Consider the following 25,816-nt stretch of genomic DNA (forward strand, 5'->3'; position numbering starts at 1 on the left):
GGTGGCCACGATGAGCAACAAACCCTCTCTTAGCAAATACCGCTATTTGGACCCATAGGCGCTGACGTCAGACACTCCTTTGCCGCTGCGTTCGAGGCGGAAACCGGACGCGCCACGATGCTATCGAAACACCGTTTCCAGACTGTCACCTCAGCCCGCCACTTCGTGACCGTACGGGATCGTTCGGGCGGCCCCGCCCCCGCAGCGCTGCAGGCTGCATTTTCAACCTATCATGCTGAACTCGACCACCTGATCAAACGGGCCGCTGTCCGCGCCGACCGCCATTCTGCCGCGGCCGGCATGCTCGACCGCACCTTTGCCGCCCTTCTGGAGGCCTGATCCATGGCCAACCTCTGTCTTCGCGCGCTGACCAAGGCCTACGGCCCAACCGAAGTCTTGCACGGCATCCATCTCGACGTGGCAGATGGCGAATTCGTGGTCTTTGTCGGTCCTTCGGGCTGTGGCAAGTCCACCACCCTGCGCATGATCGCGGGATTGGAAGAGGTGACATCGGGCGAGGTCGTGATTGGCGACCGTATCGTCAATCACCTCGAACCCAAAGAGCGCGACATCGCGATGGTGTTCCAGAACTACGCGATCTACCCGCATATGTCGGTCAAGAAGAACATCGCCTTCGGTCTGCGGTCTTCACGCATGTCGAAATCGGACAAGGAGGCGCGGATTGCCGAAGTTGCCGGTATTCTCGACATGACCCATCTGCTTGGTCGCAAACCTGCGCAGCTGTCCGGCGGGCAACGCCAACGCGTTGCCATCGGGCGGGCCATGGTGCGCGATCCGGCGGTGTTCCTGTTCGATGAGCCGCTCTCCAACCTCGATGCGCAGTTGCGCACCCAGATGCGGCTTGAGATCAAGAAGCTGCACCAGCGCGTTGGCAATACGATTATCTTCGTCACCCATGATCAGGTCGAGGCGATGACCATGGCAGACCGTATTGTGATCATGAAAGACGGTCATATCCAGCAGGTCGGCACGCCGTCCGAGGTCTACCATTCCCCGGCCAACACCTTCGTTGCGCAGTTCATCGGCGCGCCTTCGATGAATATGCTGCCCGGAACGCTGAATGGCGGTGGCGTGACGCTTGCCTCGGGCCAATCCATTGCCACCGCTCATGCCAGCGCCGTAGCCCGGCCTATATTTCTGGGGGTTCGCCCCGATGATCTGACATTGAACAGTGCCGGGCAGACTGTTGTCACGGGTCGGGTGGCCGTGCGCGAGCCCCTTGGTGCCGAAACGCTGATCTATGTCACGACCGATGCGGGCGAAGTGATTGCAAAGGCCGATGGGCGCACCCCGCCGGATGTCGGTGCACAGGTCACCTTGTCCGCCGATCCCGCCAACGTGCATGTATTTGATGCTGACAGTGGTGCGGTGCTGGCGTGACTGGCCAATCCCCTCCCACCATCCTTTGCGCGGGACGACTTTATTGCGACCTGATCTTCACCGATCTGCCGCACCTGCCCCGCTTGGGAGAAGAGGTGTTTGCACCCGACCTCAGCCTGCATGCCGGTGGCGGCGCTTTCATCACGGCGGCTGCCATTCAGGCGGTCGGGGGTCAGGCGGGGCTGTGCGCGACATTGCCCTCCGTACCTTTCGCCGACACCGTATTGCGGGACATTGCCGACGTGGGGATCGATGCGACCCTCTGTGCGGCGGCCGCTCCGGAACAGTCACCGCAGGTGACCGTGGTTTCCGTTCTCGATAATGACCGTGCCTTTCTCAGCCATACAAGCGGTCCGGCGTTGCCCGACGTCGATTGGGGCACAGGCTGGCGTCATCTCCACATCGGAGAGTTGCGCACCTTGGTGGAGCATCCCGACCTCATCGCACAGGCGCGGGCGCAGCATATGACCGTGTCGCTCGATTGCGGTTGGGACGATGCCCTGGTTCATCGCGGCGCCGAGATGACGCACCTCATCAAGGATGTTGATCTGTTCTTGCCCAATGCCTCCGAGCTTGCTGCTCTTATGGACGGCGGCCTGCCCCAGAATGCCGCGCCATTGACCGTGGTAAAGGACGGGGCACAGGGCGCACGTGTCGAGAGGGCGGGCGGCGTGCATCATTGCCCGGCACCGGCGGTTGAGGTGATTGACACAACCGGTGCAGGTGACGCGTTCAATGGTGGCTTTCTGGTGGCGTGGTTGTCCGGTGCCCCCCTGGCCCAAGCCCTGTCCGCAGGCGTTCGTTGCGGTGCTGCTGCGGTCGGTCAGGTGGGCGGCACCGGTGGTCTTACCAATCTGCACCGCATCCCGTTCGAAGCTGCGGAGTAGCGCGGATGTCCCCCACATTTATGCGGCGGGAGATTGATGAAATCCCCGAAGCTGCCCGTCGCCTGACCGACCCGGCGACACAGGATGCATTCAAGGCGACCGCTGCCGCGTTGCGGGCCCATGATCCCCGGGCCATCGTGACCATCGCGCGGGGGTCCTCCGATCACGCGGCGACTTGCCTGAAATATGCGTTTGAGCTGGTGGCGGGCGTGCCCGTGGCCTCCCTTGGCCCGTCGGTGGCGACGATCTATGGCGCGCAATTGCGGTTTGATCGGGTAACCGCCCTTGGGATCAGCCAATCTGGCCAAAGCTCTGATCTTGTGCAGATGATGGAAAGCGCCGCCCTCGGGGGGGCTCAGACCATCACGCTCACCAACCATTCGGACAGCCCCTTGGCCGCCGCAGCGACGCATGTGCTTGATATCCATGCCGGGCCGGAACAGGCTGTGGCTGCCACCAAGAGTTACACCAATTCGATCCTCACCGGGCTTTGGCTTGCCGCTCATTGGCAACAGGATGACGCTTTGATCGCGGCGCTTTTGACACTGCCCGATCGCCTGGATACCGCATTGGAAAATGACGTCTCCCGTATGACCGAGGCACTTATTGGCCTCGACCGCCTTGTCGTGCTCAGCCGTGGCCCAACACTTGGGATCGCTTGCGAAGTGGCCCTGAAGGCGATGGAGGTCTGCGCAATTCCGGCCATTTCCTACTCCAGTGCAGAAGTCCTTCACGGCCCGTCTGCGGTCCTGAAACATGGCTATCCGGTGCTTCCTATCCCTTCCAACCCCGGTTCGGGACTGACCGATACACTCGGGATTCTGCGGGCCCAAGGCGCCTCGATCCTGCCGACGGTCTCGGGTGCAGCAATTCCGCATTCTGCGATGCCCGCGCTCGACGCGCTCGACGCGCTCGTTCCACTCTACGGCGCGTTGGAAGCGGTATCGCTCCGGCGCGGTCTGAACCCGGACAAGCCTGTGGGGTTGGCCAAGGTGACGAATACGGTCTAGGCAACTGCACCAAGAAGCCGGATGTTCATCCACTCTGGTGAAACCCCTACATTCGACAGACCGCACCAAGTGAATTTTCCCAGTCCAAGTGACCTACGCCCTTGCGCCCATACCCCTATTGCCGTCCAAAACCCTGCATCCGCTTTGCCCATTGGACGCCGACGATCAGCCCCTTCATGCGGGGCAATAGCAATATCGATGCAATCACGGCCACAGCGCTGATGCTGAACGCAACCATCAGGGGCGAAGGATCAAAATAGCCATAAACGACGTGCAGCGCGACGCCGACGATGTGGCAGACAATCAAGATCGTCAGGTAGGCAGGCCCGTCATCGGCCCGGGCATGAGACAGATCCTCGTGGCACACGGGACAGCTTGCATTGACTTTCAGGTAGCTATGCAAAAGCGCGCCTTCGCCACATTTCGGGCATTTCAAGCGCAACCCGTTCAAAACCGCAGTTCGCAGGTTGCGATCGTCAGTGTGTACGTCATTCGCCTTTTCCACAGGTATCTCTCCTGAAACATACGTGGCCGGATGGCGCTGAGCCTCGGCACGAAATTTGCGACACTGGTGCGACCCGATCATTTGTCCTGACCGATCCGCCCGTATATCAGATTTGCGCTAAACTCGGTTGGCTCTGTCGCGTTTCATGTGGCGACCGGACCTGGAATGGGATGAGACAAGCGTGTCTGTGGCCCACCTGTCTTGTGGTCGAAGCGCAATCAGAACAACGCATGCGGCAAACGTGATGCTTGTTGGATAGAACACGTGTGAGTTGAACACAATGCGATCCACGCCACTGATGTACCAACGGTAAGGATCAACAATGGCCCACCACACGCTGATGGCCGTGAAGCCGTGGATGATGGCCTGAACGGGCAGTACAACACGGCGCCAAAGTCCGATGACGCACAAGGCGCCGATGGCGACTTGCATGGCGCCGACAGAGTAGCCAAGCAAGGTGCCCATCGTTTCCGACAGGTGCAGGTTGCGTCCCAGGCCAAACGGCGCATTGCCTTTGACCACGCTGTTCAGGCCGCCCCAGACCAGCAGGAAGCCGGTCGTCACGCGCAGCAGCAGCAGGCTGGCCCTTTGCATGCGTGTTGACGTCAAAATCATGTCGATGCTCACAAAGCCATTCTCCAAATCCAGGTGCAGAGATTAGGGTCGCAAGGGCCTTCGCAACAGCGGGTCACACCGCAATGTGATCCATTTTCCTGGCGATACACAAAGCCGATTTCAAGAAAACGTGAGTTGCGAAAGTGGATGTAGATTCTATCTGCCATTAGATAGCTTAATCGACTGCGTATCCCGCCTGACCTTACGGGACGCCCAGAGAGCCGCACAGGCTCAGGAGACAAGGCCATGGAAGACTATGATTTCGATGTCGCCATTCTTGGCGCAGGGACTGCCGGTATGTCCGCGTATCGAGAGGCGACAAAGTATACCGACCGGGTTGCCCTTATTGACGGCGGCCCATTGGGAACCACCTGTGCACGCGTGGGGTGCATGCCGTCCAAGCTGCTGATTGCGGCGGCGGATGCCAAGCACGCAGCCGGAAACGCCGAGATTTTCGGGATCAGCACAAATCAGGCAGAGGTGTATGGCCGTGCCGTCATGCAGCGCGTGCGCAATGAGCGCGATCGCTTTGTCGGGTTCGTCCACGACGCGGTGGATGGCTTTGACAAGGGCGAGATCATCCGCGAATTCGCTACTTTCCGCGACGATCATACCTTGCAACTGACCAGTGGCCGGCTGCTGACGGCGCGCGCGATCATCATCGCCACAGGGTCGCGCCCCAACATCCCGCCAATGCTCGAGGCCGCAGGCGACCGGTTGATCGTCAATGACGATGTATTCGATTGGGATGGATTGCCAAACTCGGCCGCCGTTTTCGGCGCCGGCGTCATCGGGCTGGAATTGAGCCAAGCGTTGCACCGCCTTGATGTGCGTGTCGAGCTTTTCGGGCGGGACAATTTCGTTGGGCCGCTGACCGATCCAGATATCAGAGCCTATGCCGCCCGCACCTTCGCGGACGAGTTCCCCGCACACTGGCATGCGGACACGCGGATCGAGCGGGACGGTGATCAGGTCATAGTGTACCGGGCCGACGAAACCGGTGAGGTAAGCGCGCGGTTCGACTATGTGCTGGCTGCAACGGGCCGCAAGGCGAATGTCGATCGCATTGGCCTCGAAAATACCTCGCTCGTGCGTGATGCGCGCGGTGTCCCGCTGTATGATCCCTTGTCCTTGCGTGCCGGCGACAGCCACATCTTTGTGGCCGGTGATGCCGTCGGCGACCTGCCATTGCTGCACGAGGCGGCGGACGAAGGGCGGCTGGCCGGTGAAAACGCGGCCCGTTTGCCCGACGCCTACCGGCGTGCGCGCCGCGTTCCCCTGGGGATCGTGTTTTCGAACCCGCAGATTGCCATGGCCGGACGCAGTCATGGGAACTTGGTGGCGGCCGGAGTGCCTTTTGAAACCGGCACGGTGTCTTTCGAGGATCAGGGGCGTGCGCGTGTCATGGGAATCAACAAGGGGTGTCTGCATGTCTACGCGGAAAAGGGCACCGGGCAAGTCTTGGGCGCAGAGATGATCGGCCCCGCGGCAGAACATCTCGGGCATTTGCTGGCTTGGAGCATCACGGATGGCATCACGGTGTCACAAGCGCTGGAACGACCCTTTTATCACCCGGTGATCGAGGAAGGTCTGCGCACCGCCCTGCGGGACGTCAACAGCAAGCTTGGCTTCGGGCCCAACCCGCCATTGCGCTGTATCGATTGCGGACCCGGTGCCTGACCCGGTGCTCGTCCACCACCAGATGAACCAGAACCAAAGGAGGACGCGATGACACTCGCACATATACTGGATCACAAGGGCCATGACGTCGTAACGGCCCGGGCGGGCATGTCACTGAAAGAGATCGCGGATATTCTCAGCGCCCACAACATCGGTGCCGTGGTTGTCCTGACCGAAGCGGACAGGGTTTGTGGCATCGTGTCCGAACGCGACATTGTCCGTCATCTGTCCGTGGGCGGTGCGGTGTCGCTGGAGGATCCGGTATGGTGCCGGATGACGTCCGATGTCGTCTTTGGCGACCCATCGGACACCATCGATGCGGCCCTTGAAAAAATGAACACGGGTCGCTTTCGGCACCTGCCGATTGTCAGGGGTGACGTGCTGATCGGGCTGGTCTCCATCGGGGACGTCGTCAGCCACAAGATCGCTGCAGGTGAGCAAAACACAAGTGACCTCATCCGGTACATCACGAACGAAAGCTATGCCGCATAACCCCTATGACAGAAGGGCCACGCTTTATTTCGGCGTGGCCCTTAAGGTTTAATTCCTGTGCTGATCAGGTGCCGTCGCCGATGACCTAGTCGGCGCCCCCTGCCCCGGCCCGAAACGCAGCCACTTTTGCGCGGTTGCCGCAAGTCGCCATGTCGCACCAACGGCGCCGACCCGACTTTGATGTATCACGAAAGACCAGGACACAGTCCGGGTGCGCGCATCTTTTCAATCGTTTTGGATTCGTCTCCACCAACAGGTGGGCTGCAGAGTCCGCGATATCGCCCATCACTGCGTCGGGCGACTTCGGTCCCTTGTCCTCTTCCAGTCGGAACTGCGCGCCTTGTGCGGTCAGATGTATCGCATTGGTGCGCTCACCAAGGTGTTGGTTCACAATCGTCATGTCGGCCGCTGCGGCCTCAGAGCCGTCAATCGCTGCGGCAACAAGCTGTGCAATTGCATCCCTCAGGCGCTGCAGCTGGCGGTTGTCGTTATCCGACCAAGCGTTGGCCACCGGTCCAAGCTGCGCGGCAGCCATCCAAGCCGCCCGGCCTGCATCTGTATTGATCAGATCGTGTACAACGCCGTGCGTCATGACGCGCGTGTTCACGAGGTCAAGCGATGTATCGTTGCCGACAAACTGGAAGGAAGGAGTATCTTTTTTCATGTAACTTATATAATGGGTATTGAATGGTTACGCAAGATGTCTATGTTAACCGCTGTAATTATCTTTAACGGTTACAAAAAGCACAGAGGAACATCACATGCTCAATCGTCCCCTTGCCGCGTTGGCGATCACTGCCAGCCTTGCCGCACCCGCGATTGCTGAAACCCGTTACGGCTTCGAAGCCGTCGATGGTCACAAGATCTTTTTCCGCGAAGCCGGTGATCCCGCGAACCCGACGCTGGTACTGCTGCACGGCTTTCCCAGCTCCTCGCACCAATACCGCAACCTGATCGCCGACTTGGAAGACAGCTATCACTTGATTGCCCCCGACTATCCCGGGTTCGGTGCCAGCGACTTCCCGGATGCCGATGACTACACCTACACATTCGATAACATCGCCGACACGATCGACACCTTCCTCGAACAACGGAACGTGGACAGCTACTCGCTCTTCCTCCAGGATTACGGTGCGCCGATTGGTATGCGCATCGCCGCCGAACACCCCGAACGCGTGCAAGCACTGATCGTTCAAAACGGCAACGTGTACGAAGAGGGCCTCAACAAAGAGACATGGGGCCCCATCATGACACTGTGGAATGGTGGCCGGAACGCCGAGATCGAGGCGCAGATCGCCAGTCAGGTGTTTTCCCTTGAAGGGCTGAAGTGGCAGTACACCCACGGGACGCGCAACCCGGATGGCATTCTTCCCGACAACTGGTTGTTGGACTACCACTTGATGAACCGTCCGGGACAGCACGAGGTGCAGCTTGGCTTGTTCTATGACTACAGGACCAATGTGGCGAAATACCCCGAATGGCAGGCCTACTTGCGCACGCATCAACCCCCTGCGCTTGTCGTGTGGGCCAAGAATGACGCCTTTTTCCCCACACCGGGTGCCGAAGGGTTCAAGCGTGATCTGAATGACGTCGACTATAACATCCTCAACACCGGCCACTTTGCACTGGAAGAAGATGTGGGCTTTATTGCCGACAAGATCCGTGCCTTCTTGTCGGCGCGTGATATCAAGTAAGCGATGTAAGCGGGCGGTGCATATGTCACCGCCCGCGAACGCGATCCGAAAGCGATGGTCACATGCGCGTGATACCACCCGCCCGGCTATATCTATTTGACGCCGTTGCGACTATCTAGTGATAGGTAGCTCATACACTTCGAAAAGGAACGCTTCAATGGAACTGCATGCAGATTTTTCGAAACGCGTCGTTGTCCACTCGGAGACCGTTGCGTGGAAAAGTTCACCGATGCCCGGTGTCGACCGGCGAATGCTGGACCGGATCGGGGGCGAAGTTGCGCGCGCGACGACCATTGTACGTTATGCGCCGCAGTCTAAATTCTCGGCTCACACCCATACGGGGGGCGAGGAATTCATTGTGCTCGATGGCGTGTTCCAGGACGAACATGGTGATTTTCCCGCAGGCACATATGTCCGCAATCCACCAACATCGTCCCACACGCCCGGGTCCGACGAAGGTTGCACGATCTTTGTGAAGCTGTGGCAATTCGACATGGATGACCGGACCCAGTTTCGAAAGTCCATGGCGGATGAAGTGGACACCCCGGTAAACGGTGTCGCGACCGCGCTGCTGCACAGCGACAACCGCGAGACGGTGACGTATAGCCAGCTCGACGCGGGGGCGACCTTGGCCAACAGCGATAGCGGCGGCATCGAACTTCTGGTTATCGATGGCGAGATCACCGAAGGCGGTGAGACGCTGGGCAAAGGGGCCTGGCTGCGCCTGCCCGATGCGGTACCGCTGTCCGCGGTGGCTGGCAGCTCAGGGGCCAAGGTCTGGATGAAGACCGGCCACCTCATGCACGCAACACCTCCGGCCGTCTGATGGCGGACGCGCGCAAACCGCTGGTGCTGGTTGGGGGCGCCGGGGCGGGATTGGGGCAATCGGTCCTCACCCGGTTCGAGACGGGCGGCTACACGCCCGTCGGCCTTGGTCGCACCGAACCCGACGCACATACGGGCACCTTCCACACCGTTGATCTGTCGGACGATACCGCCGCACCCAAAGCGGTCGCGGCGGTCATCGCCCAACATGGTGCTCCCCGTGTCGTCGTGCACAACGTGGCCGAACTGGTCATTGCTCCCTTCGCGGAAACCCGGACACAGGATTTCGAAAGAACCTGGAACTCCATGGTTAAAAGCGCTGTCTTGCTTGCCCAGTCTACATTGCAGCCCATGGTGCGTGCGGGTGGCGGGACGTTCATTGTCTCGGGCGCGACGGCATCGCTGCGCGGCGGGGCGAACTTTGCAGCCTTTTCCAGCGCGAAATTCGCCTTGCGCGGCCTGACCCAGTCATTGGCCCGGGCCTATCAGCCCGCAGGCGTGCATGTGTGCCACGCGATCCTCGACGGCATAATCGATACACCTGCGTCCCGCGCGCTGCACAGCCTGGACCCCGCGCAGATGATGCAACCTGCCGACATAGCCGAGGCCTATTGGCACCTCGCGCATCAACCCTCCTCTACCTGGACGCATGAACTTGACCTGCGCCCGTCGTCAGAAGGATTTTGAACCATGACTACACTGATCATCGGTGGTGGGCTCTCGGGCCTTGCACTGGCCCATGCCCTTGAAAAGGATGGCCGGGATTACCTTCTGCTCGAAGCACGCGACCGTTTTGGCGGGCGCATCCTGACCCAAGACGTCGGCGATGGCCAATTCGATCTGGGGCCGGCGTGGTTCTGGCCCGGTCAACCCCGTATCGCCGCCCTGATCAACGAGTTGGGGTTGAAACGGTTCGATCAATATGCCGATGGAATCCTGACCTTCGAAGACGAAACCGGACAGGTTCAACGCGGGCGCGGCTTTGCCTCCATGGAAGGGTCGTGGCGGTTGCAAGGGGGGATTGGGCGCCTGACGCAAGCGCTCGCCGCCCGGATTCCGCACCACCGCAAAAGGTTGAATGCGGTCGTGACGGCCCTGCACAATGACACAGCGGGCATCCGCGCGGTACTGTCTGATGGCGAAACGCACACAGCGGACCGCGCGGTTCTGGCCATGCCGCCGCGCATTGCGGCGGAACTGCAATATGTGCCTGCGCTTGCCGACCGGACACGTGATGACATGCGTGCAGTCCCGACATGGATGGCAGGTCAGGCCAAGGCCGTCGCGGTGTACGACACGCCGTTCTGGCGCGACGCCGGACTGTCCGGCGACGCAATGAGCCGCCGTGGCCCCCTGGCTGAAATCCATGACGCATCACCCGCGTCCGACGGTCCCTTCGCCCTGTTCGGGTTCATAGGGGTGCCCGCGAACGCGCGCGGTGACGTGGATCAGTTGCGCACACATGTGCTTGCCCAACTGGTCCGCCTGTTTGGGAAAGAGGCGGAAACACCTCGGCAACTCCTGATCAAGGATTGGGCCTATGATCCACTCACCTCGACCGCTGCTGACCAGAAGCCACTGTTTGCACACCCGTCCTACCGCTTGTCGACGGCCATGACGGGGCTGTTTGACGGTCGTTTGATCCTGTCGGGAACCGAGACGGCGGCGCAATTCGGTGGCTACCTCGAAGGCGCGCTGGAAGCGGCGGAAAACGCACTGGATCAGATCAAAGGGTCACAGCTTCAGAACCAACGTGTCGGTTGACGGCAATCGACGACCCGAAACCCGTCAACCGTGATCAAGAGGCATGATCCCGGATGGCCTCACGTAAGGTATTGATCTTGTTGAGTAGTTTTCTTGCTTGCTCGGTGTTCAGGTTCACGGCACATCCAATCTGCCCTGGAATGCCCAGTATTTCGTCCCGCAATGCGCGTCCCTTTTCGGTCAGCAACACATCCTGGCGGCGCTCGTCATCTGTGCGGCGTTTCTTTAACACAAGGTCAAGCCGTTCGAGGCGCTGGATCATCGGCGTGATCGTCGCGCCCTCAAGCTCCAGCTTTTCGGCGATGGCCTTGACGCTTTGTCCGTCACGTTCCCAAAGGATAAGCATGGTCAGATATTGCGGGTAGGTGAGGCCAAGCGCACCAAGCAGGTTGGAATACAGCTTCGTGAATGCGCGAGACGTCGTATAAAGCGCAAAGCAAAGCTGCTCATCAATTGACAGCGGCGAAGCTTCCCGAGAATCCGTCATAAGGGCCTCCAAACAGGCTGGTATTTACTAGTAATCGCCATGAACCCCGCCTTCAAGCGTTGGTCGTTCATCTATTGGGATACCCGATGCCTTAAATGGGGGATGGTCTTGGTACGACCAATGCCTACTCAAGCGGGCACCGCCGTGTCTTCAAGAAATCTGCTATCGCCGATAGTGCAAGGCAAACACTTGCCTACGATCGCCGTCTGGATGGCAGAAAACGGGCATGTTGCTCGCGAATGTCAACATCCTGCCAAAACCGCAATATCCCGATAGATGCCTGGTCCGAGTGTATTCTAACAGTTTTTGTACTTTGAAACCCTCAGACACAAACCGTCATGCGCGGGCAGGGCCGACGGATCCAACGTCCCGGCGTGCATTCAGGTGAGATGCTGACAGATCCACGAAAAGGGAATGACATGTCCAAAGCACCACGTTTGACAACGACCGCCGGGGCACCTGTGGCGGACAACCAGAATTCGATGTCTGCAGGACCGCAAGGTCCAGTTTTGATGCAGGACTACCAATTGATGGAAAAGCTGGCGCACCAAAACCGCGAACGCATCGCCGAGCGGGTTGTTCACGCCAAGGGATGGGGCGCGTTCGGAACCTTCACGGTCACGGGGGACATCTCTCAATATAGCAAGGCGGCTGTGTTTTCCGATATCGGCAAGACCACGGAACTGGTATCGCGATTTTCCACGGTCGCAGGCGAGGCGGGTGCCGCTGACAACGAACGTGACGTGCGTGGCTTTGCCCTCAAATTCTATACTGAAGATGGCAACTGGGACCTGGTGGGCAACAACACACCCGTCTTTTTCATCCGCGACCCGCTAAAGTTCCCGGACTTCATTCGCACCCAGAAACGGCACCCGCGCACCAACCTGCGGTCGCCGACCGCGATGTGGGATTATTGGTCGCTCAGCCCAGAGGCATTGCACCAGATCACCATCCTCATGTCCGACCGCGGATGCCCACGGACACCGATGCAGATGAACGGCTACGGCTCGCACACCTACAGCATGATCAATGCCAGGAATGAACGGCACTGGGTCAAGTTCCACATGAAAACGCAGCAGGGTCACGCCCACTACACAAACGCGGAAGCCGCGCAAAAGATCGGTGAGACGCGTGAAGGGTACCAGGAAGCGCTGTTTTCGACGATCGAAAACGGTCAATTCCCGAAATGGACGATGTACATCCAGGTCATGACCGAAGCCCAGGCGGAACAGACGCCCTTTAACCCCTTCGATCTGACCAAGGTCTGGCCGCACGGCGACTACCCCCTGATCAAGGTGGGCGAGATCGAGCTGAACCGGAACCCCGACAACTACTTTGCCGAGGTCGAGAACGCGGCCTACAGTCCCTCGAACATCGTGCCGGGGATCGGGTTTTCCCCGGACAAGGTCTTGCAGGGCCGTCTGTTTGCTTACGCGGACGCACACAGGCACCGTCTTGGCACACATTACGAGGCATTGCCGGTCAACCAACCCAAATGCCCGGTCAGTCATTATCACAAGGACGGGCAGATGAACCCGTTTGTCACCAAAACGGCAAATCCCGACGCCTATTATGAACCCAATTCGTTCGGTGGCGCGGTCGAGGACCCGTCTGTTGCGGAACCACCGCTGAAGCTGTCGGGGTCCGCAGAGCGCCATGATCACCGCAGCGGCAATGATGATTATGCCCAACCCGGCGCGTTGTACCGGCTCATGGACAAGGATCAGCAAGGCAGGTTGCACCGCAACATCGCCGAAGCCATGGCCAGCGTGCCCGAAGAGATCGCTGCACGGATGTGTGCACATTTCGACAAGGCAGACCCGGCATATGGGGCGGGTGTGCGGCAGGCACGGGCCGATCTGTCCGAGCGATCGGTCGCAGCCGAGTAGTCAACCGAACCGCAAGGCCAAACATAAAGGCGCCGCGCGATCATGCGGCGCTTTTTTCGTTCTCTGGCAGGTGGTTGGCCCATCTCTCCGCCCGCGCCAATCGCTGCACGCTGCATTTTCAGCGGAATTCTAAAAGCGATGATCGAATGCCGAAATCCGCAGGCACATTCCTTCAGCATCATGGCCCCATCACTTGAATACGCAGGCGTCGGTCCCAGCAGGCCAGCCCCTCGCGTCGGATAAGGAGAACGACCATGACAACCCCCAAGGAAACCTGCGGCTGCGACGTGACGGAAGAGCAGGTAGATGCAGCGCGGCGGCGGTTGATGACAGGCTCAGGCGCGGCGCTCATGGCCACTGCGGCCGTGGCAAGCGGTGGTCAGGCCCTGGCCGCAACCCCCGAAGCCGAAGCCAAATATGCAGATCCCGAAACTCCCGGCCTGCCCGCCGTCGACATGGAAATTGACCTGTCGAACACGGCCCTGGTCGTGATTGACCCGCAAATCGACTTCCTGTCGGAAAAAGGCGTGTCCTGGGGCGTTGTCGGCAACAGCGTCAAGGAACAGGACACCGTCGACAATCTCGAACAGTTGTTCAAAGCGGCCAAGGCCGTCGGAATGGAGACGTTCATCTCTCCCCACTATTACTACCCGCATGACCACAAGTGGAAGTTCGAAGGAACGCTGGAACGGGTGATGCACGGCATCATGATGTTCGACCGCGAGGACGCGCTCAACGTCGACAACTTCGACGGCTCCGGCGCGGACTGGATGCCGCAATACAAGGCCTACATCAACGATGGCAAAACGGTCGTCTGTTCCCCCCACAAGATATATGGACCGGCGCAGAACGACCTGAACCTGCAGATGCGCAAACGGGGCATCGACCGCGTCATCCTCGCAGGGATGTCGGCCAACCTCTGCGTGCAGGCCCACCTCTACGAACTGCTCGAACTGGGCTACGAGGTGGCGGTTGTACGCGACGCGACAGCCGGGGCGCAGGTGCCCGAAGGTGATGGTTACCTGGCTGCTCTCATAAACTTCCGGATGGTTGCGAACGCGGTCTGGTGGACCGACGACGCGGTCAAACGGATCACCGCCTCGACCTGAACCCAAGACCGATCTGCGGCAATTGTCCTCCCGAACAACCTGGAACACGAGGTCCCTCATGTCTTCTTCCGATATCCTTCCTAGGTCAGAAGACCGTGCAGCATCCGGTGGCTTGATCAGTCGCCGGTGGCTGCTCAGGACCGGCCTCGCAGCGGTGCCCGCCAGTGTGGTCGCCACGCAGGTGTCCGCAGATCAACTCCGAGTTCCTGACTGGAGCTCAACGCCCGGCCTCGTTCAAAGCCCTTACGGGCAGCCTTCCCCCTTCGAAAGCCACGTGACACGTCCCGTTCTTGGCTTGTTCCCCGAAGGCATCGGCGACGGGTCGGGCGTCTCTTTTACACCGCTTGAAAAACTGGCTGGAACAATCACGCCGAACGGGTTGTTTTTCGAACGGCACCACAGCGGCATTCCCGAGATCGACCCGGACCAGCATGAATTCGTGATCCACGGCATGGTGCGCCAGCCCTTGCGGTTTTCGATGTCGGATCTGCTGAACTACCCGATGACGACCCGCACCGCCTTTATCGAATGTGCTGGCAACAGCCTGTTCAACAGTCTGGACGAGGCGCAGCAACGCAGCGCGGGGGAAATTCACGGCCTGATCGGCAACGCCGAATGGACCGGGATCTCTCTGGCCACCCTGCTGCAGGAAACGGGGGTCGACCCCGCTGGCACCTGGATGCTGGCCGAAGGTGCCGACGCCGCCAAGAAATCCCGCAGCATTCCGATATCAAAGGCGCTGAACGGCGACGCGATGATCGCGCTTTATCAGAACGGGGAACGCTTGCGGCCGGAACAGGGTTACCCGATGCGACTGGTTGTCCCCGGTTGGCAAGGCAGCATGAACATCAAGTGGCTGCGGCGGATCAAGGTCATGTCGGGGGCCACGCATACCAAGGACGAGACCTCGAAATATACCCTCCTGCAAAAGGATGGTCTGGCGCGGCAGTTCACGCATGAGCTGGGGGTGAAATCAGTCATCACCGGCCCGTCTTACGGGATAGGCCCGGTGCGCAAGGGGCTGCAACAGATCACCGGCGTGGCCTGGTCTGGCGCCGGACGGATCACTGGCGTCGAAATATCGGCGGACGGGGGGCAAAGCTGGGCCGCGGCTGCCCTGCAGGCCCCTGCCCTGCCCCAGGCCATGACGCGGTTCTCGATCGCATGGGACTGGACCGGTGGGTCAGCCACCCTGATGAGCCGCGCAACCGATGAAACCGGAACGGTCCAGCCGACCCGATCAGACTGGTACGCGCCCTACGCCGCCGGACAACTCTACCACCAGAATGCGATCCAAAGCTGGGCCATCGACGCCAAAGGAGACGTGAGCAATGTGTATGTATGACTGCCGGTCCAATGGCTTCGCAATCCTGCTGATGTTGCTGGTAACAGCGTTACCAGTCGATGCGCAGCAACACGGCACAGCCATAACCGAGGCCGAGCTGCAGCCCTGGGACATCTCCATTGCGCCCGATGGCCATGGCCTGCCCGAAGGCAGCGGCACCGCCCAGTTGGGCGCCGAGATCTACGCAGGCAGCTGCGCTTTCTGCCACGGTGACAGCGCCCGGGGCGGCCCGGCGGGCTCACTGGCAGGTGGGATCGGAACGCTGACGCTGGACGCGCATGAAAAGACGGTTGGCAGCTACTGGCCCTATTCGACAACGGTCTTCGATTACATCCGGCGCGCCATGCCCTATTTCGCCCCCGGCAGCCTGACCGACGAAGAGGTCTACGCCGTGACGGCATACCTGTTGCACGTGAACGGGATCATTTCGGAAAACTTTGTACTCGACGCGGACACCCTGCCCGCAATCCAGATGCCGAACCGTGACGGGTTCATCTCGCACTGGCCGGATGCTCCCAAATAATCGGCCCGGCCAACCGACCCAACCTCGAAAGAACAAGGAATTTCACATGTCAGACCAGATTTCACTTATTGTTGGCGGTTCTTCCGGCATGGGCCTCGCCATTGCGCACAAGCTTGTGGCCGAAGGCGACACCGTGAAGCTTCTTGCGCATGAACAGACCGGGCTGGACAAGGCCGCCGCCGAATTGAACGGCATACGGGCGGGGTCTGCGGAAACGGTGCTTGTCGATCTCTATGACCCGGCCAGTGTCGATGCGTTCGTCGCCGCGATAGATGGCGAAACGCGACACATCGCCAAACTGGTGAATGCCGCAGGCGTGTTCGCACCCAAGCCCTACCTCGAAAACACCGTCGCCGACTATGACAAGTATCTCGACATGAACCGCGCGTTCTTTGTCGTCACTCAGGCGGTTGCGCGAAACATGATCAAGTTCAAGGGCGGATCGATCCTGAACATCGGGTCGATGTGGGCCCGCCAGGCGATCAAGGCAACGCCATCGGCGGCCTACTCCATGGCCAAGGCGGGCATTCATTCCATGACGCAGCATCTGGCGATGGAGCTGGGTGAGCATAACATCCGCGTCAATGCGGTCTCGCCGGCGGTTGTGGTGACCCCGATCTACGGTGCCTTCATCGAAAAGGACAAGATCGAGGACACGCTCACCGACGCCTTTGACGCCTTTCATCCCATCGGTCGCGTTGGCCGCCCCGAGGACATCGCCAACCACGCCGCCTTCCTGCTGTCGGACAAGGCGGGTTGGACAACGGGCGCAATCCATGACGTCGATGGCGGCGTCATGGCGGGCCGCAATTGATCATGGGCCCGGCGACAGGCCGGGCACCCCACACATGACTGGAAAAAACATGCAGCGCACACCACTCTCCCTCGCCCTTCTGATGACTGCCACACTGGCGCAGGCCGAACCGATCAGAAACGTCACTCTCACCGAAGAGGACAAGACGTTTCAGGAGGTGATGGAACCCGTTGCCTTCGCCGCTGCCTACGGTGATCGTTCAACCGGTGAACACGGCACGTTCGGGCGCTTCCCGGCGGGGTTCGAGACACCCGTTCACACCCATTCGCACGCGTACCGTGCCGTGGTGCTGAAGGGGGAAATGACAAACCCGTTTGCCGGTCAAGCGGATGCACCCGTCATGCGCCCCGGATCATTCTGGAGCGTTGCGGCCAACGCGCCCCACACGACGGCTTGCGTCAGCGATGTGCCTTGCGAATTCTTCATGTACGGCGCGGATACATTTGACTTCCTGACACCGGACTAAAGGCGCCACCGCGGCGCGCGGACCTCCCACCCTCCTCTGACTGCCCGACATTGTTGCCATCGCTGCCTTGCCGCAGCGATGGCTTTTTCAATGCCTGTGCGGGGGCCTGATGCAGGGTGTGTCCGCCCAAAGTATCAGCACCTGGCATGCGATTGGAACGGCGCAGGGCCCGCTGCCAGCGGTGACACATTGACGTTTGTTAGTGCCCTAGCTAAAAGGGTTAACGTTACGTAATAGTGACGTCACAAGACAAAATTGATCCAGTGCATAGCGCTCGATTTCCTTTGATACATCGAGATTGGGATGAGTGCATACAGATTTGAGAATTACGTTTTCGAGGATGAGCGGTGCGAACTGTTCCGTGCCGGTGACCACATTCACCTCGAACCGCAGGTGGGCAAGGTGCTGCAACTGCTGTTGCAACGGGCCGGCACAATCGTGTCCCGTGATACCCTTCTCACCGAAGTCTGGGGGGGACGATCCGTGTCTCCGGCGGTTATCGACAATCGCATTCGCGCCGTCCGCCGGGCCTTGCGGGACGATGGGCGCTCTCAACGCCTGATCAAAACCTTTATGAACGAAGGCTATCAATTCGTCGGCGCACTGGAGATCGTGGATACGCAGCACACGGTGCCGGATGGCGGTGTAGGCAAAAAGGCCGACTTTCCCGCACGCAGGGCGATCGTCGCGGCCTGCACCATTGCTCTGATCGGTGGCACCTTTGCGACATACCGCGCGTCGGACATGCCGTGGGGCGCGCGCGACGGCACAAGCGCAGACAGCCCCATGGTCGATATCATGGCATCCAAAAACACGGTTCGGCACGGCAAAACCATCGCGGTGCTGCCCTTCGTGGTGGCGCGCGCCAGCGGCGGCACGGACCAACGCGAGCGGCTTGCCAAATCGCTGATCGATGTGCTCAGCGCGGTGCCGGATCTCAAGGTGGTGTCCTCCCTGTCGTCCTTCCGCTTCGCCGAAACAAACATGTCGCCGACCGAGATCGCAGAGACCCTCAACAGCAATTACCTTGTGACCGGTGACTTGGTCGAAAACGGTGAGAACACGGCGCTTACGATCCAGATGATGGACACCGACAGTGGTATCATCGAATGGACAAACACCTACCTGATTCCAACTGCCAACGACGAAGACAGGGGCGCATCCGCGGTCCTGCCAGCAGCAGCGCTCGACTTGCTGAACGCCATCGGCATGACATCCGAATTGCCCTCCGAACGGCTCATCAGCCCCGAAGCCCACCGCGCCTATGTCGACGCCACGACGTTGATCCAGTCACAAAAAGACATGGATATCCTCGACGCGATCGCCAAACTGAAACAGGTGATCGCTCTCGAACCGAATTTCGTGCCGGCCTACACGATGATCATCTCTGCCTATCATCAGGCGGCGCTCTATGCCGGGCTACAGACAGCCACGGTGGCCAGGCAGATCGACAAGTTCGCGTTCGAGGTGGAACCCAAATCCGACAACAACCCCGATGTGCTAACCGCACTTGGCCTGCAGGCGCAGTACCACCTGAACTACGACTTGGCATTGGCGCGTTTTGATGAGGCGCTGCGGCTCGATCCGTTGAATGCACATGCGGTCCTTCTCCGGGCTGAGGTGCTGCGCGCGACGGGGCGTTCTGTCGAAGCCGATGCCGCGTATGAACAGGCGCTCAGCTTCGATCCCCTGTCACCTGTAATCCTGTCGCGCGTGGCCCGGTCCAAATTTGGCAAGGGTGAGTTGAAACAGGCATTCACCCATGCCCGCGACAATCTGCGTTGGAATGAAAACGACGTGGACGCGCTGACGGACCTTGCCATGTTCTTGCGTGAAACGGGGGAATACGCCCAGTCGTTTTTCCTGTTGCAGGACGCGCTGCAACTGAATCCCGGAAACACCGCAGCACAATTCCAGATGCTTCTGCTTCTCAGCAGTGTTGGCAAGATTGAACAGTTTGACGGGCTGATCACGTCCCCTGCCCTACGGGTGCTGGGCTTTACAATCGCCGGAGACGAAGCAGCGGCCCGAGAGATGCAGGACCAGGATCCGCTCGGGCAGTTCCGCGGCTTCATGCACTACGTCTTTGGCGACAGCACGCCGCTGTACGAATTCCTCAGCACCACCGGTATCTACAGCCGTTTCACACGCCCGGGTGCGGATATTTCGGCAATTCACGTGTTCGACGCCGTCTTTTTTGCTGACGTGAACCTCAAGCATGCGGACGAAGCGGCATCGACGATCATCGGCAATGTGCGTCGGTACTTTGACGGTCGCCCGGTCGACAGTTTGCGACTGCAGGAAGACTTCATGGCCCTCGCAGGCCTCTATGCGCTCGAAGACAACACAGATGCGGCGATCGAAACGATCAGCGTCGCATTGGACAAAGGCTTCGTTTTCATTGGCACCCTCGAAAGATCTCCGGTGTTCGAAACACTCAGGGACAATCCCGACTTTCACGCACTGGGCGCGGAAATGCGGCAAACCGCGCACACATATTGGGCCCCGGTCGACGCACAGGCAATCCAGACGACGACCGACCGGCTGGACTAGGCACATTGTCTTTGCACATGGGACTGCGCCTGGCTCATCCGGAATTCATTGGGTGTGATGCCCAACACCTGTTTGAACGTCGATGTCATATGGGATTGCGATGAAAACCCGCTGGAATAGGCGATATCCGCAATCATCTCGCAGGTGTCTGACAATAGCCCACAGGCAAAATCCACCCGCTTTTGCAGAATGTATCGATGCGGCGTAACCCCGACACGCGCCTTGAACAGCCGCGAGAAATGCGCGACCGAGTAGTTGCAGACCGTCGCCACATCGGCAATCCTCATGGATCGGCTCAGGTTCTGTTCGATAAACCGATCCACTGCCTTCAATTGCCAGTTCAGCAGCTCGGGTGTGTCATGGGATCGGTCCGCGCACAGGGACAGTTCCGCCAACCCCAGCACGGCAAAGGCTTTGACATAGGCTTCGGTGTCGATGGCAAGTTGACTGCAATGGCGTAACGCTGCATCGGCCAGGGCGGACAGGCACGCAGAGCGTCCACGCATCACGTCCCGTCCGGGTGTGCGTTGCTCGCCAAGGAATTGCCGCGTCAGATTGCGGTGCATTTCCACCATGACAAAGTCGCCATCGGCTCGAAGCGGCACGGGCGTGCCATCGCCAAACACCAGCATGCATTCCCCGACTTTAAGGTCGTCGTGCAGGGCCGTTAGACGGGTGGCACCAAAGCTGACAATAATCCGGTCGCGGTCGCGTTTGTTCGGGTATTCTACCGGTATGTCACCGGCACGATGAATATCAAGGTACAGATCCTCGGCATCGCGTTTTGGCCAGGCCAGCGAGACCGCTGGGTTCTGTGTGTCGGGCAAAGTGTCAATGCAAGATGACATCATGTGTCCCTTCCTCCGAAAATGGGGCGCTAGAACAGCGCAAGTCTGGTTCCAATGATGCGTCCGCACTCGGGACGACCTCAACGCAAACAGGCTAAATTCGGTCTGAAGAGATCTAAATTATGACTTAACTATATGTCTTAATTGTATAATACGAAAATGCTGCGTTTGGGGCGTGACCAGGGTGGACAGAGGTCCACATACGACTGTGGTACGTGGTGGGGTGTAAATGTAGATTTACACATGGCATCCGTCCGTTCTCGAATCGTGTGTGCCCTGCATCCGGGCAAAGAACAGCGCCGCGTTGTCCCGACGCTGTTCTTGGTTTTGCCCGCACCTAGTTGCGACCGGCCATCACACCGCCATCAACATCGTGAATGGCGCCGGTCGTCCAGCCCGCAGCATCCGACAGCAGGAAGCTGATGTGGTGCGCGACATCCCCCGGTTGGCCAACCCGACCGATGGGGTGAAATGCGTTGAACCCCTCGGTCAGCGTGTCCTCGATCTTGTCGGGATCGATGAAGGCTCCGTAGATCGGTGTGACCACGACGGCTGGTGACACGGCATTGACGCGGATGTTGTGGTCGGCCATCTCCATCGCCAGATGTTGGGTCAGCGAATGCAGACCGGCTTTGGCCATGGAGTAGGCCGCTGACGGTGTCGCCTTGATCGCTTGTTTGGCCCACATCGACCCAATATTGACGATTGATCCACCACCATGGGCCATCATGTTCTTGGCAACAGCCTGGGTGACAAAGAATGTCCCGCGGTTCAGGTCATGATAGGCGTCGTAATCCGCGCGGTCATTCTCCAGAAACGGTTTGGGCGCAAATGTGCCCGCGGCATTCACGAGTTGGTCGATGTGCCGCGTCTCGGCTTCGACATGTGCAACCAGTGCGGCAATGTCGGAGGCATCCCCAACGTTGGCCTGTACGGTTTCAACCTTGCCGCCGGCCTTCTCGATCTCTTGCTGGGCCTGCGCCAGCTTGTCGGCAGTCCGGCCGACGATGACGACGGTCTTTCCGGCCCCTGCCAGTTGTTGCGCCGTGGCAAAGCCCATTCCGGTCGAGCCACCGATGATCATGGAAACAGATTGAGACATGAGACAGTTCCTTGCGTTGTCTATCTTGTGATAGGTAGATACGTAAGAGCCTTGTTTCTCCAGCACAACCCCCCTACCTACTGATAGACGAAAAAAATCGGAGGCACCGATGACAACCGCCCGTGAAACAGAGATCATGGATTTCGCCGAACGAGAGATGCGCAAGGGCGGTCTGGACGCTTTCAGTTTCCGTGACGTCGCGGCCGCCATCGGGATCAAAAGCGCGTCGGTGCACTACCATTTTCCGACAAAGGCGGACTTGGTCCAACGTGTCATTACCAGATACGCAGATCGCTTTGTCGGCAGTCTGGGTGCTGCGGACGCCGCGGACGAAACCCCTCATGACCGCGTGGCGCGGCTGGCGGACGCGTATACCGGCGCATATCGTCAAGAAGGGTGCAGTTGCCTGTGTACGGTGTTGGGGTCGGTGGTGACATATATTCCGGACGGATCTCCCGACAAAGTCCGCGACTTCTACAATCGGTTGTCGCAATGGCTAACAACAGCGCTCGAGGGAAAGAGCACGGACCTGACGCCTGAGCTGGTGATCTCGATCCTGCAGGGTGCAATGACCCTATCGGTCGCGGTTGACCGGGACGCGCCGATAATGGATGCAAAACGGTATCTGCTGTCAGTTCTTTGACACTTGATTAAAGCTGATTTTGCGCGGTGTCATTTGGCAGCGCAAAAAGGTGCCCCTCCCCTGCCCCGTTGTGGCACAGGCGGCCGCCTAAAGGCTGACCTGATCACCACAGGCCGCGAACCACCTAAATTGGCTGCGGGGAATCTGACCGGGAAACGAGAATCGGTACCCGATTCTCTGGAGTACTGAGGCCTGATTCCATCAAGACCGGGCATTCAGCCTCAAGAATGTCGGCCGCTTTATGGCATCTGTATTGAGCGCCTGGCTCAAGGCGCCGGCGAGCGGACAGCATCCATGCCCCGTGATCAGGCGGCGCGCCCTGCCCTCCTTGGAAGACGCATTTTGACAGCCGTGCAAATTGGAAATTTTCTTTGAATATAATGACTTAAATAAACCACTTACCAAACTTCGGTGTGAAACTTGATCGCCAAAATGACAGGTAAACACCAGATGTAGTGGTCAGTTCCGTGCGGTCAGCGCAGGCTTGTGGTGCTGCGCATTCATGCCCACGCAGAACGACTGACCGCTGGCCCATGCAAATAATCGTTGTGGATAAGTCACTTCCGATGTAGTCACAGTTTAAAGACAGAAATCGCGATAAAAGCGATATTAGGCGAGGCGGCAATATGAGAGCACCAACGTTTTCTGGTGAAGCAAGCGATATGGCTTTCGATGAAATCATCCTCCAGCAAGGAGAGTTGATTTCAGACAGGCTCAACATCTTGCGTCAGGAGCAGTATCCGCCCAATGCCGAGAAAGGTCTACGGCAATTTTCGCTGGCCGAGGTGGCGTATTACTTGGGCGTAACCCAATCGACGATCAAGAAGCTGCACCTTGAGGGCAAAGGCCCTGAACCAGAAACCTCCGTGTCCGGGCGCCGGTCCTACTCTGCCGAACAGATGTTGGAACTGCGTGCCTATCTGGACGCGCACGGCCGCCCCGGAAAGCGTCAATACCTGCCCCACCGGACAGAGGGCGAAGACCTGCACGTGATCTCGGTCGTGAACTTCAAAGGGGGTAGCGGCAAGACCACGACGGCGGCGCATCTTGCACAACACCTGGCGCTCAAGGGTCATCGCGTTCTGGCCGTGGACCTTGACCCGCAAGCCTCGCTGACCGCATTGCACGGCATTCAGCCCGAGTTAGACTCTGTTTCGTCGCTGTACGAGACCCTGCGCTATGATGACGAACGCCAACCGATCAGCGCGGTCATCCGGCCCACGAATTTTCCCAATCTGGACATCGTGCCGGCAAGCCTGGACCTGCAGGAATACGAGTACGACACGCCTGTCGCGCTCACCAGTCGCGACCCGTCCGAGGGCCGCGCCTTTTTCACCCGCATTTCGAAAGCGCTGGAAGAGGTTGAGGACCGCTATGACGTGGTGGTGATCGATTGTCCGCCGCAGCTTGGATATTTGACCCTGACCGCGCTCACAGCGTCCACATCCGTTCTGATCACGGTACACCCTCAGATGCTCGACGTGATGTCGATGAGTCAATTCCTTCTGATGCTCGGGGGTATCTTGCGGACGATCCGCGAAGCCGGGGCTGACATGCGCCTGAAATGGTTTCGCTACCTCGTGACACGGTTCGAGCCCACCGATGGGCCGCAGAAACAAATGGTCGGGTTCCTGCAGGCGATGTTCCCCAACCAGATGCTGGAAGCGCAGATGGTGAAATCGACGGCTATTTCTGATGCCGGGATCACCAAACAGACGCTCTATGAAGTCGAGAGATCGCAGTTCGTCCGTTCCACCTATGATCGGGCGATTACGTCACTTAACGCTGTAAACGATGAAATCGCGGGCCTCGTGCACCAAGCGTGGGGGCGCGACAGCCAATGAGTTTGACAGCCGTGCAGATGGTTTTTGACAGCCGTGCAGACCACGGTCTGAACACCGCAAAAAGGAGGACATCATGGCCAGAAAAGACCTGTTGAAATCCGTGATTGGCCAACCCACCGACAAGCCCGTCGATGGTGGACGATCGACCTATGCAATGCGTGGGGCATCGAAGTCCATGAAGGTGTCCATCGACAGCCTGGCGGAGAATTCCAAGCGCCTGCTGGAAGGTGAAACCATTATCGAGATTGATCCGGACCTGGTCGACGCATCATTCGTCAATGACCGGCTGAGCGGTGATGACGAGGCCTTTGAAGAGTTGAAGGCGTCGATCTCTGCCAGCGGTCAGGATACGCCCGTCCTGTTGCGGCCACACCCGGATGATGCGGGTCGTTACATGGTGGTCTTTGGTCACCGGCGGGTGCGTGTCGCGCGCGCCCTCGGGCGGCCAGTGCGCGCTGTTGTCAAGGATATGGACGATGTCGCCCACGTTCTGGCGCAGGGGCAAGAGAACACGGCCCGCGCCGATCTGTCGTTCATCGAAAAGGCGCTGTTTGCCAAGAATCTTCTGGATCATGGCCAGGCCAAGGATGTGATCCAGCAGGCACTGACCATCGACGGCACGTTGTTGTCGCGCATGTTGTCCGTGGCCCAGACCGTGCCGACCCTTGTCATCGACGCGATTGGACCGGCCAAGCAGATTGGCCGCGACCGTTGGGAAGACTTCAAGAAGCTGATGGCGGACGACGCCAATCAGGGCATCGCGTATCGCATCATGAAAACGGATGATTTCGGCCAGCTCGACAGCGATACCAGATTTGAAATCATACACAGCAAGGTGACCGAAGCGGGCAGGGCGCCCAAGCGCCGTGGGCCCAAGGCAGCCGCAACCAAGCGCACCTGGACGGCCGGACAAGGCCGCATCAAGGGCGTCGTGGGGCGGTCTGGCCGTGCCTACAACATCTCGCTGACATCCAAGGATTCCGCAGCGTTCGGGGAGTTTCTGTCTGAGAACCTCGATCAGCTTTATGCGGATTTTCTGTCTCGATCGAAGGAGACGTAGACATCATGACCTGAGGCAAAAGAAAAGCCCCCAAGCCGATCCGGCCCGAGAGCTTATCCGTAGATTAGACACCTGTTGGATACCGCCCTCGCGAATCACTGTCAATGAAAAGACGTCGTTTTGGCGAACGGAGCCCTTTTGCCTTCGATAACTACGGAGGTGAAATACAGGCATGACACAGAGCGGTTGGCGCAAGCCAACGCCGGGTCTTGGCGTCGCTGAACAGCACGCGCAAGCCGGCGAACGGGTTTTTGTACCCA

At 59.3% G+C, this 25,816-nt stretch carries 26 protein-coding genes; 20 read left to right on the forward strand and 6 right to left on the reverse strand.

Features of this window, described 5'->3' with window-relative positions:
* Window positions 1-117 precede the first annotated feature (117 nt).
* The 4 genes from Q1A75_RS20140 to Q1A75_RS20155 are packed head-to-tail and all read left to right on the forward strand — an operon-like array spanning window position 118 to window position 3,298.
* On the forward strand, window positions 118-339 hold the full coding sequence (locus Q1A75_RS20140; RefSeq protein ID WP_299592694.1) for a hypothetical protein: 222 nt from the start codon (window positions 118-120) through the stop codon (window positions 337-339).
* A gap of 3 nt (window positions 340-342) precedes the next feature.
* Window positions 343-1,401, forward strand: a complete 1,059-nt coding sequence (gene ugpC, locus Q1A75_RS20145) for a sn-glycerol-3-phosphate ABC transporter ATP-binding protein UgpC (protein ID WP_299592696.1) — start codon at window positions 343-345, stop codon at window positions 1,399-1,401.
* Complete coding sequence (locus Q1A75_RS20150) at window positions 1,398-2,288, forward strand: carbohydrate kinase family protein (RefSeq protein WP_299592698.1); 891 nt, start codon at window positions 1,398-1,400, stop codon at window positions 2,286-2,288. Before ugpC ends, Q1A75_RS20150 begins: the two co-directional genes overlap by 4 nt.
* Before the next feature lie 5 nt (window positions 2,289-2,293).
* A complete protein-coding gene (locus tag Q1A75_RS20155; RefSeq protein ID WP_299592700.1) occupies window positions 2,294-3,298 on the forward strand; it encodes an SIS domain-containing protein in 1,005 nt (334 codons plus the stop codon).
* A 115-nt stretch (window positions 3,299-3,413) separates the two neighbouring features.
* Here Q1A75_RS20155 and Q1A75_RS20160 read toward each other — a convergent pair whose 3' ends face one another.
* Together Q1A75_RS20160 and Q1A75_RS20165 are read right to left on the reverse strand one after the other, a co-directional pair.
* Window positions 3,414-3,803, reverse strand: a complete 390-nt coding sequence (locus Q1A75_RS20160) for a DUF983 domain-containing protein (RefSeq protein ID WP_299592702.1) — start codon at window positions 3,801-3,803, stop codon at window positions 3,414-3,416.
* A 117-nt stretch (window positions 3,804-3,920) separates the two neighbouring features.
* Window positions 3,921-4,397: a hypothetical protein gene (locus Q1A75_RS20165; RefSeq protein WP_299641016.1), complete on the reverse strand. Its 477-nt coding sequence runs from the start codon at window positions 4,395-4,397 to the stop codon at window positions 3,921-3,923.
* Between the two features lie 267 nt (window positions 4,398-4,664).
* Between Q1A75_RS20165 and Q1A75_RS20170 the strand changes: the two genes are divergently transcribed.
* Window positions 4,665-6,098, forward strand: coding sequence for a dihydrolipoyl dehydrogenase (locus tag Q1A75_RS20170; RefSeq protein WP_299592706.1), 1,434 nt, complete (start codon window positions 4,665-4,667; stop codon window positions 6,096-6,098).
* A gap of 48 nt (window positions 6,099-6,146) precedes the next feature.
* The gene (locus Q1A75_RS20175; protein WP_299592708.1) at window positions 6,147-6,590 is read left to right on the forward strand and encodes a CBS domain-containing protein; all 444 of its coding nucleotides are present in this window, start codon (window positions 6,147-6,149) and stop codon (window positions 6,588-6,590) included.
* 85 nt (window positions 6,591-6,675) lie between these two features.
* Here Q1A75_RS20175 and Q1A75_RS20180 read toward each other — a convergent pair whose 3' ends face one another.
* Window positions 6,676-7,254 (reverse strand): CGNR zinc finger domain-containing protein, encoded by a 579-nt coding sequence (locus tag Q1A75_RS20180; RefSeq protein WP_299592710.1) that lies wholly within the window; start codon window positions 7,252-7,254, stop codon window positions 6,676-6,678.
* A 97-nt stretch (window positions 7,255-7,351) separates the two neighbouring features.
* Here Q1A75_RS20180 and Q1A75_RS20185 point away from each other — a divergent pair, with 97 nt between their 5' ends.
* The 4 genes from Q1A75_RS20185 to Q1A75_RS20200 all read left to right on the forward strand — a co-directional run bounded on the left by Q1A75_RS20185 (window position 7,352) and on the right by Q1A75_RS20200 (window position 10,873).
* On the forward strand, window positions 7,352-8,284 hold the full coding sequence (locus Q1A75_RS20185; RefSeq protein WP_299592712.1) for an alpha/beta hydrolase: 933 nt from the start codon (window positions 7,352-7,354) through the stop codon (window positions 8,282-8,284).
* Between the two features lie 157 nt (window positions 8,285-8,441).
* Complete coding sequence (locus Q1A75_RS20190; protein ID WP_299592714.1) at window positions 8,442-9,110, forward strand: cupin domain-containing protein; 669 nt, start codon at window positions 8,442-8,444, stop codon at window positions 9,108-9,110.
* Entirely contained in the window at window positions 9,110-9,796 is a 687-nt protein-coding gene (locus tag Q1A75_RS20195) for an SDR family NAD(P)-dependent oxidoreductase (protein WP_299592716.1), read from the forward strand. The genes Q1A75_RS20190 and Q1A75_RS20195 overlap by 1 nt, the downstream gene beginning before the upstream one ends.
* Window positions 9,797-9,799: 3 nt before the next feature.
* Complete coding sequence (locus Q1A75_RS20200) at window positions 9,800-10,873, forward strand: FAD-dependent oxidoreductase (protein ID WP_299592718.1); 1,074 nt, start codon at window positions 9,800-9,802, stop codon at window positions 10,871-10,873.
* A gap of 34 nt (window positions 10,874-10,907) precedes the next feature.
* Here Q1A75_RS20200 and Q1A75_RS20205 read toward each other — a convergent pair whose 3' ends face one another.
* A complete protein-coding gene (locus Q1A75_RS20205) occupies window positions 10,908-11,360 on the reverse strand; it encodes a MarR family transcriptional regulator (RefSeq protein WP_299592720.1) in 453 nt (150 codons plus the stop codon).
* A gap of 419 nt (window positions 11,361-11,779) precedes the next feature.
* Between Q1A75_RS20205 and Q1A75_RS20210 the strand changes: the two genes are divergently transcribed.
* The 7 genes from Q1A75_RS20210 (at window position 11,780) to Q1A75_RS20240 (ending at window position 20,059) form a co-directional block, all read left to right on the forward strand.
* Complete coding sequence (locus tag Q1A75_RS20210; protein ID WP_299592722.1) at window positions 11,780-13,249, forward strand: catalase; 1,470 nt, start codon at window positions 11,780-11,782, stop codon at window positions 13,247-13,249.
* A gap of 254 nt (window positions 13,250-13,503) precedes the next feature.
* On the forward strand, window positions 13,504-14,358 hold the full coding sequence (locus Q1A75_RS20215; protein ID WP_299592724.1) for a cysteine hydrolase: 855 nt from the start codon (window positions 13,504-13,506) through the stop codon (window positions 14,356-14,358).
* A 58-nt stretch (window positions 14,359-14,416) separates the two neighbouring features.
* Window positions 14,417-15,703, forward strand: a complete 1,287-nt coding sequence (gene soxC, locus Q1A75_RS20220; protein WP_299592726.1) for a sulfite dehydrogenase — start codon at window positions 14,417-14,419, stop codon at window positions 15,701-15,703.
* Window positions 15,690-16,226, forward strand: a complete 537-nt coding sequence (locus tag Q1A75_RS20225; RefSeq protein ID WP_299592728.1) for a cytochrome c — start codon at window positions 15,690-15,692, stop codon at window positions 16,224-16,226. Before soxC ends, Q1A75_RS20225 begins: the two co-directional genes overlap by 14 nt.
* 46 nt (window positions 16,227-16,272) lie before the next feature.
* Window positions 16,273-17,040: an SDR family oxidoreductase gene (locus tag Q1A75_RS20230; RefSeq protein ID WP_299592730.1), complete on the forward strand. Its 768-nt coding sequence runs from the start codon at window positions 16,273-16,275 to the stop codon at window positions 17,038-17,040.
* Window positions 17,041-17,074: 34 nt separating this feature from the next.
* Complete coding sequence (locus Q1A75_RS20235) at window positions 17,075-17,506, forward strand: DUF4437 domain-containing protein (protein ID WP_299641020.1); 432 nt, start codon at window positions 17,075-17,077, stop codon at window positions 17,504-17,506.
* 303 nt (window positions 17,507-17,809) lie between these two features.
* Window positions 17,810-20,059, forward strand: coding sequence for a winged helix-turn-helix domain-containing protein (locus Q1A75_RS20240; RefSeq protein WP_299592734.1), 2,250 nt, complete (start codon window positions 17,810-17,812; stop codon window positions 20,057-20,059).
* Here Q1A75_RS20240 and Q1A75_RS20245 read toward each other — a convergent pair.
* Window positions 20,056-20,907 (reverse strand): AraC family transcriptional regulator, encoded by an 852-nt coding sequence (locus Q1A75_RS20245; protein ID WP_299641021.1) that lies wholly within the window; start codon window positions 20,905-20,907, stop codon window positions 20,056-20,058. The two genes, Q1A75_RS20240 and Q1A75_RS20245, sit on opposite strands and share 4 nt — an antisense overlap.
* 337 nt (window positions 20,908-21,244) lie before the next feature.
* The gene (locus Q1A75_RS20250; protein WP_299592738.1) at window positions 21,245-22,009 is read right to left on the reverse strand and encodes an SDR family oxidoreductase; all 765 of its coding nucleotides are present in this window, start codon (window positions 22,007-22,009) and stop codon (window positions 21,245-21,247) included.
* Between the two features lie 109 nt (window positions 22,010-22,118).
* Between Q1A75_RS20250 and Q1A75_RS20255 the strand changes: the two genes are divergently transcribed.
* The 3 genes from Q1A75_RS20255 to repB all read left to right on the forward strand — a co-directional run bounded on the left by Q1A75_RS20255 (window position 22,119) and on the right by repB (window position 25,556).
* A complete protein-coding gene (locus Q1A75_RS20255) occupies window positions 22,119-22,652 on the forward strand; it encodes a TetR/AcrR family transcriptional regulator (protein ID WP_299592740.1) in 534 nt (177 codons plus the stop codon).
* 662 nt (window positions 22,653-23,314) lie between these two features.
* Window positions 23,315-24,496 carry a plasmid partitioning protein RepA gene (gene repA, locus Q1A75_RS20260; protein WP_299592742.1) on the forward strand — a complete coding sequence of 394 codons (1,182 nt, stop codon included), beginning with the start codon at window positions 23,315-23,317 and terminating at the stop codon, window positions 24,494-24,496.
* Between the two features lie 73 nt (window positions 24,497-24,569).
* Entirely contained in the window at window positions 24,570-25,556 is a 987-nt protein-coding gene (repB, locus tag Q1A75_RS20265) for a plasmid partitioning protein RepB (RefSeq protein ID WP_299592744.1), read from the forward strand.
* Window positions 25,557-25,816: the final 260 nt, after the last annotated feature.

The sequence above is a fragment of the uncultured Tateyamaria sp. genome (assembly GCF_947504105.1).
Classification (GTDB): Bacteria; Pseudomonadota; Alphaproteobacteria; order Rhodobacterales; family Rhodobacteraceae; genus Tateyamaria.

Bases quoted from the DNA above. Each gene is read 5' to 3' on its own strand.
- Q1A75_RS20225 (WP_299592728.1), top strand. From the start codon at position 15,690: ATGTGTATGTATGACTGCCGGTCCAATGGCTTCGCAATCCTGCTGATG.
- Q1A75_RS20205 (WP_299592720.1), bottom strand. From the start codon at position 11,360: ATGACGGATTCTCGGGAAGCTTCGCCGCTGTCAATTGATGAGCAGCTT.
- soxC (WP_299592726.1), top strand. From the start codon at position 14,417: ATGTCTTCTTCCGATATCCTTCCTAGGTCAGAAGACCGTGCAGCATCC.
- Q1A75_RS20200 (WP_299592718.1), top strand. From the start codon at position 9,800: ATGACTACACTGATCATCGGTGGTGGGCTCTCGGGCCTTGCACTGGCC.
- Q1A75_RS20140 (WP_299592694.1), top strand. From the start codon at position 118: ATGCTATCGAAACACCGTTTCCAGACTGTCACCTCAGCCCGCCACTTC.
- Q1A75_RS20175 (WP_299592708.1), top strand. From the start codon at position 6,147: ATGACACTCGCACATATACTGGATCACAAGGGCCATGACGTCGTAACG.
- Q1A75_RS20230 (WP_299592730.1), top strand. From the start codon at position 16,273: ATGTCAGACCAGATTTCACTTATTGTTGGCGGTTCTTCCGGCATGGGC.
- Q1A75_RS20210 (WP_299592722.1), top strand. From the start codon at position 11,780: ATGTCCAAAGCACCACGTTTGACAACGACCGCCGGGGCACCTGTGGCG.
- repA (WP_299592742.1), top strand. From the start codon at position 23,315: ATGGCTTTCGATGAAATCATCCTCCAGCAAGGAGAGTTGATTTCAGAC.
- Q1A75_RS20190 (WP_299592714.1), top strand. From the start codon at position 8,442: ATGGAACTGCATGCAGATTTTTCGAAACGCGTCGTTGTCCACTCGGAG.
- Q1A75_RS20180 (WP_299592710.1), bottom strand. From the start codon at position 7,254: ATGAAAAAAGATACTCCTTCCTTCCAGTTTGTCGGCAACGATACATCG.
- Q1A75_RS20255 (WP_299592740.1), top strand. From the start codon at position 22,119: ATGACAACCGCCCGTGAAACAGAGATCATGGATTTCGCCGAACGAGAG.
- Q1A75_RS20215 (WP_299592724.1), top strand. From the start codon at position 13,504: ATGACAACCCCCAAGGAAACCTGCGGCTGCGACGTGACGGAAGAGCAG.
- Q1A75_RS20155 (WP_299592700.1), top strand. From the start codon at position 2,294: ATGTCCCCCACATTTATGCGGCGGGAGATTGATGAAATCCCCGAAGCT.
- Q1A75_RS20195 (WP_299592716.1), top strand. From the start codon at position 9,110: ATGGCGGACGCGCGCAAACCGCTGGTGCTGGTTGGGGGCGCCGGGGCG.
- Q1A75_RS20250 (WP_299592738.1), bottom strand. From the start codon at position 22,009: ATGTCTCAATCTGTTTCCATGATCATCGGTGGCTCGACCGGAATGGGC.
- Q1A75_RS20235 (WP_299641020.1), top strand. From the start codon at position 17,075: ATGACTGGAAAAAACATGCAGCGCACACCACTCTCCCTCGCCCTTCTG.
- Q1A75_RS20165 (WP_299641016.1), bottom strand. From the start codon at position 4,397: ATGCAAAGGGCCAGCCTGCTGCTGCTGCGCGTGACGACCGGCTTCCTG.
- Q1A75_RS20240 (WP_299592734.1), top strand. From the start codon at position 17,810: ATGAGTGCATACAGATTTGAGAATTACGTTTTCGAGGATGAGCGGTGC.
- Q1A75_RS20245 (WP_299641021.1), bottom strand. From the start codon at position 20,907: ATGTCATCTTGCATTGACACTTTGCCCGACACACAGAACCCAGCGGTC.
- Q1A75_RS20185 (WP_299592712.1), top strand. From the start codon at position 7,352: ATGCTCAATCGTCCCCTTGCCGCGTTGGCGATCACTGCCAGCCTTGCC.
- repB (WP_299592744.1), top strand. From the start codon at position 24,570: ATGGCCAGAAAAGACCTGTTGAAATCCGTGATTGGCCAACCCACCGAC.
- Q1A75_RS20170 (WP_299592706.1), top strand. From the start codon at position 4,665: ATGGAAGACTATGATTTCGATGTCGCCATTCTTGGCGCAGGGACTGCC.
- ugpC (WP_299592696.1), top strand. From the start codon at position 343: ATGGCCAACCTCTGTCTTCGCGCGCTGACCAAGGCCTACGGCCCAACC.